General features: G+C 75.9%; 5 protein-coding genes and 1 pseudogene. 3 read left to right on the forward strand and 3 right to left on the reverse strand.

Going from position 1 to position 5,795, the window contains the following annotated elements:
- Window positions 1-538: pseudogene (locus tag F6X68_RS29930) on the reverse strand (hypothetical protein); the annotation flags it as partial.
- 124 nt (window positions 539-662) lie between these two features.
- Between F6X68_RS29930 and pta the strand changes: the two are divergent.
- Both pta and F6X68_RS29940 read left to right on the forward strand, forming a co-directional pair.
- A complete protein-coding gene (gene pta / locus F6X68_RS29935; protein ID WP_151457387.1) occupies window positions 663-2,735 on the forward strand; it encodes a phosphate acetyltransferase in 2,073 nt (690 codons plus the stop codon).
- Window positions 2,732-3,883 carry an acetate/propionate family kinase gene (locus F6X68_RS29940; protein WP_151457388.1) on the forward strand — a complete coding sequence of 384 codons (1,152 nt, stop codon included), beginning with the start codon at window positions 2,732-2,734 and terminating at the stop codon, window positions 3,881-3,883. The genes pta and F6X68_RS29940 overlap by 4 nt, the downstream gene beginning before the upstream one ends.
- A 26-nt stretch (window positions 3,884-3,909) precedes the next feature.
- On the opposite strand, the gene F6X68_RS29945 is transcribed toward F6X68_RS29940, so the two are convergent.
- Entirely contained in the window at window positions 3,910-4,551 is a 642-nt protein-coding gene (locus F6X68_RS29945) for a hypothetical protein (RefSeq protein ID WP_151457389.1), read from the reverse strand.
- Between the two features lie 71 nt (window positions 4,552-4,622).
- Window positions 4,623-4,793, reverse strand: a complete 171-nt coding sequence (locus tag F6X68_RS33720) for a hypothetical protein (protein ID WP_192581597.1) — start codon at window positions 4,791-4,793, stop codon at window positions 4,623-4,625.
- A gap of 158 nt (window positions 4,794-4,951) precedes the next feature.
- On the opposite strand from F6X68_RS33720, the gene F6X68_RS29950 reads away from it, so the two are divergent.
- Window positions 4,952-5,795: alpha/beta hydrolase (locus tag F6X68_RS29950; RefSeq protein ID WP_151457390.1), on the forward strand; the 844-nt coding region annotated here is incomplete at its 3' end.

Below are 5,795 nucleotides of genomic sequence, written 5' to 3' on the forward strand. Positions count from 1 at the left end.
CGGGCACGACCGGCGCGGGCCGCCCGACGGTCGGCTCAGGGGCGGGCGTGCTGGCGGGCGCCGGAGGCGGGCTCCAGGGTCGTCGGGTGGACTCGACGAAGGGCAGGACGTTCTCCGGGCTCACCGGTCCCCCGGCGAAGCTCGCCCCGACCAGGACGGTGTACGCCACGCCGACCGACCCGAGGGCGTACGCGAGCCGCTGCCAGCGCCGCCGGCGTCGCCCGCTCGGGTCGACGAAGACCGGCGCGAGCGGGGGCGCGACGGCGTGGACGGCGGTCGGGGCGTCGGCCGCCGACCCGACCGCCGGAGCGTCCGCCGCCGGAGCGTCCGCCGCCGGGCCGACCGCCGGAACGTCCGCCGCCGGGCCGACCGTTGGAGCGTCCACCGCCGACAGCGGCGCCGTCGGTGCCTCGACCGGTGCCTGGGCGACCGTCGGGGCGTCGGCACCGGCCGGCACGACGGCTGGCCCGACAGCCGTCGCCTGGACGACGGTCGGGCTGTCAGAGGCCGCCTGAGCTGCGGCGGAAGGGTCGGGCATGGGTAGCGAGTCTAGGAACGCCGGCGTCGGTACCGGCCACCCCGCCGACGGAGTGAGACGAGGATCCTGCCTGCTCAGGGTTTGGATCTCGGCGGGCACCTGCACGATCTTGTAGCGTGGGGGCGTGGCCCGGAGCGTGTACGTGACCAGCGTGGGTTCGGGCGGCGGGAAGTCGACCATCGCCCTCGGCCTGGCCGAGTTGTTGTCCCGGCAGGTCGAGCGGATCGGCGCGTTCCGGCCGCTGGTCCGGGGGCACGGCCCCGACCCGATCCTCGCTTTGCTCAGTGACCGCTACCGGATCGAGCTTCCGCTGGCCGACCTGAGCGGCACCAGCTACGCCGAGGCGACCGCGCTGGTCGCCGACGGGCGGCGGGAGCAGCTCATCGCCGGCATCGTCGAGCGTTACCGGGAGGTCGAGCGGCGCTGCCCCGCCGTGGTCGTGGTCGGCAGCGACTTCGCCGACGGCGGCGACGGGGCCGGCCCCCGCGAACTGGCCTTCAACGCCCGGCTGGCCACCGAGTTCGGCAGCGTGGTGGTGCCCGTCGTCGACGGCTTCGGGCAGGAGCCGGCGGCGATCGCGGCCGCCGCGCGCGGGGCGTACCACGATCTGGAGGACCTGGGGGCGACGGTGCTGGCGGTGATCGCCAACCGGGTTCCCGGCCCGATGACGCTGCCCGAGCTGCCCGTGCCCACGTACGCCATCCCGGAGGTGCCGACCGTGTCGGCGCCGACGGTGGCCGAGGTGGCGGCGGCGCTCGGCGCCACCCTGCTCGCCGGTGACGACGACGCGCTCAGCCGCGACGTGCTCGACTACGTGGTCGGGGCCGCGCACGTGCCGACGCTGCTGGACCACCTGACCGAGGGCGCCCTGGTGATCACCCCCGGCGACCGGTCCGACCTGCTGGTGGCGGCGAGCGCCGCGCACGTGGCCGGGCAGGTCTCCGTCTCGGGGCTGGTGCTGACCCTCGGCGAGCAGCCCGACCCGCGCGCGATGCGGCTGGTCGAGGGCCTCAACACCGGGCTCGCGGTGCTCTCCGTGCCCAGCGACAGCTACGACACCGTGGCCGCCTCCAGCCGGATCGAGGGGCGACCCAGCGCGGCCAACCCGCGCAAGGTGGAGGCCGCGCTCGGCGCGTTCGAGCGCTGCGTGGACACCGACGACCTGGCCCGCCGGCTGCGGGTCAGCCGCTCCGAGCGGGTCACCCCGCTGATGTTCGAGTACGATCTGATCGACCGCGCCCGGGCCCGGCGCCGGCACCTCGTGCTGCCGGAGGGGGCGGAGGAACGGATCCTGCGGGCCACGGAAATCCTGCTGCGCCGGGGCGTCGCCGACATCACCCTGCTCGGCCGCCCCGACGACGTCGCCCGGCGCACCCGCGAGCTGGGCATCGACATCACCGGCGCCCAGGTGGTCGACCCCGTCGCCAGCGAGTGGCGCGACGAGTTCGCCGCCACGTACGCCGAGCTTCGCGCGCACCGCGGCATGACCCCCGACCTGGCCCACGACATCGTCGCCCAGCCGAACTACTTCGGCACGCTGATGGTCCAGACGGGGCACGCCGACGGGATGGTCTCCGGCGCGACGCACACCACCGCCGCCACCATCCGTCCCGCATTCGAGATCATCCGGAACGTGCCGGGCGTCTCGGTGGCGTCCAGCGTCTTCTTCATGCTGCTCGCCGACCGGGTGCTGGTCTACGGCGACTGCGCCGTCAACCCCGACCCGGACGCCGCCCAGCTCGCCGACATCGCCATCTCCTCGGCCGACACCGCCGCCCGGTTCGGCATCGAGCCCCGGGTCGCGATGCTCTCCTACTCCACCGGCAGTTCGGGGGCGGGCGCCGACGTGGAGAAGGTCGCGGCGGCCACCAAGCTGGTCCGCGAGCGCCGGCCCGACCTGCTCGTCGAGGGGCCCATCCAGTACGACGCGGCCATCGACCCGGCCGTGGCGGCGACGAAGCTGCCCGGCAGCGACGTCGCCGGCCGGGCCACGGTCTTCATCTTCCCGGACCTCAACACCGGCAACAACACGTACAAGGCGGTGCAGCGCTCCGCCGGGGCGGTGGCCGTCGGGCCGGTGATGCAGGGCCTGCGCCGGCCGGTCAACGACCTGTCCCGGGGCGCCACCGTGCCGGACATCGTCAACACCGTGGCGATCACCGCCATCCAGGCCGCGGCCACCGAGGAGTCGTCATGAGCGGTCCCGCCGCCCCGCAGGAGCGCCCGGCCGGTCGCGTCCTCGTCCTCAACTGCGGGTCGTCGTCGGTGAAGTACCGGCTCTTCGACGGCGACCGGGTGGTCGACAAGGGCACCGTGGAACGGGTCGGCGAGGCCGGCGGCGGTCCGGCCGACCACGAGACTGCCGTCCGGGGCATCCTCGACGGGCTGGACCTCACCGGGCTGGCCGCCGTCGGGCACCGGGTCGTGCACGGCGGGAAGCGGTTCGGCGAGCCGGTGCTGATCGACGACGAGGTGCTGGCCGCGATCCGCGACCTGGTCCCGCTCGCGCCGCTGCACAACCCCGCCAACCTGGCCGGCATCGAGGTCGCCCGGGCGGCGCTGCCGGACGTGCCGCAGGTCGCCGTCTTCGACACCGCGTTCCACACCACCCTGCCCGAGGCCGCCGCGACCTACGCGATCGAGCGGGACACCGCCGAGCGGTACGGCATCCGGCGCTACGGGTTCCACGGCACCTCGCACGCGTACGTGTCGCGGCGCACCGCCGAGCTGCTCGGCCGCCCGTACGCCGAGGTGAACACGATCACCCTGCACCTCGGCAACGGCGCGAGCGCCTGCGCGGTGGCCGGCGGCCGGAGCGTGGCGACCTCGATGGGGATGTCCCCGCTGGAGGGCCTGGTGATGGGCACCCGCAGCGGCGACCTGGACCCGACCGTGATCTTCCACCTGCGCCGCGAGGGCGGGCTCTCCGTCGACGAGATCGACGACCTGCTCAACCACCGCAGCGGCCTGCTCGGGCTGACCGGCGCCAACGACATGCGCGAGGTGCTCGCCCGCCGGGCGGACGGCGACCCGGCGGCGGCGCTCGCCTTCGACGTCTACTGCCGGCGGATCACCGGCTACGTGGGGGCGTACTACGCACTGCTCGGCCGGGTGGACGCCGTCACCTTCACCGCCGGCGTCGGCGAGCACGCCGCCCCGGTCCGCGCCGCCGCCCTGGCCGGCCTGGACCGGCTCGGCATCGCAATGGACCCCGAGCGCAACGCCGGCTCCGGCGACCGGGTCGTCTCGCCGGAGGGCGCCGAGGTGACCGTCTGCGTCGTCGGCACCGACGAGGAACGCGAGATCGCCCTCCAGACCCGCGCCGTCATCGAGACCGCTGGCTGACCGCCCGGACCGTCACCCACGCCGGCTCAGCGGCGGGCCTTTCCGCGTCGCCTGGCGGCCCGGGTGCGCCGGACGCGGTCGCGCCCCCGGCCCCGCCGGGGTGGTGCGGGGGCGGGCCGGTCGAACATCCCGGTCGGAACGAGGGCCGCGAAGAGGAAACCCCCGCCCAACGCCGCGCCCAGCAGCCCGAACGGGATGCCGCCCCAGGAGTTGAGGAAGAAGACCGAGTCATCGGTGTTGCCGTTGGCGGCCACGAACTCCGCCGGCTGCTCCGGATCGACCCAGAGCATCATCTCCTCCGGAGGCTCCTCGACACAGCCGCCGGCCGAGCCGCAGAGGATGCGCTCGTTGTGCTGGACGCCGCCGTACTCGTACCAGACCTGGACGGTGTCGGTGCCGCCGCCGCGTCCGACGGTGTCGCGGCGGTCGCTCACGGTCGCCAGTACCGGGACGCCGTCCGCCCGCAGCCGCTCCGCCTTGGTGTGCAGGTGCCACTTGTACGCCCCAATGGCCACCGCGTACGCCAGCCCCGCGAGCAGCAGCACCAGGCCGAGGGCGGCACTGCCCCGGTGGATGCCGCGAAGACCGGAGCGGAGCCTCCGCCACCGCCCCGGAACGCGCCCCGGGCCCGCCGCCGACTCCGGGCTTCCCGTCGGCGGCTCCCCCACGCCCGGCTCCGGGCTTCCCGTCCGCGGCTCCCCCGCGCCCGGCGCCGGGCCTCCAGGCGGCTCCACGCCGGTCAGCCCAGCGCGAGCCAGACGAGGAGGGCGACCAGCACGACCGCGACCGCCGCCGCGCCGACGAGCAGCGGCGTCCGGGACGCGCCGGCCGGGGCCTCGGGCTCGGCGGTGTGGGCGTAGGCGCGGAACGCCTCGGTGTTGCCGCTCGGGTCTGTGCGGTTCTCAGGCATGGCGGTGACCCTAGCGACACCGGTTGTCCGCCGCCGTCCCCGGCGCGCGTCCCGGGGTCAGGTCGAGCCGGCCGGTGGAGACGATCCGGCCGGGTGGTGAGGGCGTCCGGTCCGGACGGCGGGACCGCTGCGGGCCGCCGGGCACCTACCGTGGATCCGTGGGGACAAAGCGGCTGGTCGCCGCACTGATGACGACGCTGCTGGCCGGTTGCGCCCCGGCGGGTGCCGCCGCGCCCGGCACACCGCCGCCGGCCCGTCCGGCGCCCGTGGCCGCCTACGCCGTCGGCGTACGCACGTTCACCGTCGACCCGACCTCGGCGCGCCCCCTGCCGGTGACCGTCTGGTACCCGGCGGAGGGCGACGCCGTGGCCGCCGGGCGCTTCCCCGTGGTGGTCTACAGCCACGGGCTGCACAGCCTGCCCGAGCTGCACGCCGGGCTGACCGCGCGCTGGGCCGCCGCCGGGTTCGTGGTCGCCGCCCCGGCCTACCCGCACACCCGGCGCGGCGCGGCCCGGTTCAGCCGTGCCGACGTACGCCACCAGCCGGCCGACGGCTGGCGGCTGATCCGGCACCTGACGCGGCTCGACGCCCGGGCCGGGGACCCGCTCGCCGGGCACCTCGACGTCACCCGGGTCGCCGCCGCCGGCCACTCGGCGGGCGGCTTCACCACGGCCGGCATGTTCACCTCCGGACGCTCGGGGCGGCTGCGCGCCGGCATCGTGATCGCCGGCGGCGGAACGGCCGGCAGCTTCGCCGGGCCGGCGGCCCCACTGCTCTTCGTGCACGGTACGGCGGACAAGATCGTGCCGGCGACGGTCGGCCGCGCCGCATACCAGCGCACGACCGGCCCGACCGCCTTCCTGAGCCTGCTCGGGCAGGGCCACGGCGAGTACCTGAACCCGGGGCGGCCCGGCTTCGACCAGGTCCTGGCCACCACCACCGACTTCCTCCGCTGGACGCTCTACGGCGACCCGGCCGCCGGCCGCCGGCTGCCCGGCGACG

It is taken from the genome of Micromonospora sp. AMSO12t (genome assembly GCF_008806585.1).
Taxonomy (GTDB): Bacteria; Actinomycetota; Actinomycetes; order Mycobacteriales; family Micromonosporaceae; genus Micromonospora; species Micromonospora reichwaldensis.

Coding starts and splice junctions, on each gene's coding strand:
- F6X68_RS29940 (WP_151457388.1), top strand. CDS start 2,732: ATGAGCGGTCCCGCCGCCCCGCAGGAGCGCCCGGCCGGTCGCGTCCTC.
- F6X68_RS33720 (WP_192581597.1), bottom strand. CDS start 4,793: ATGCCTGAGAACCGCACAGACCCGAGCGGCAACACCGAGGCGTTCCGC.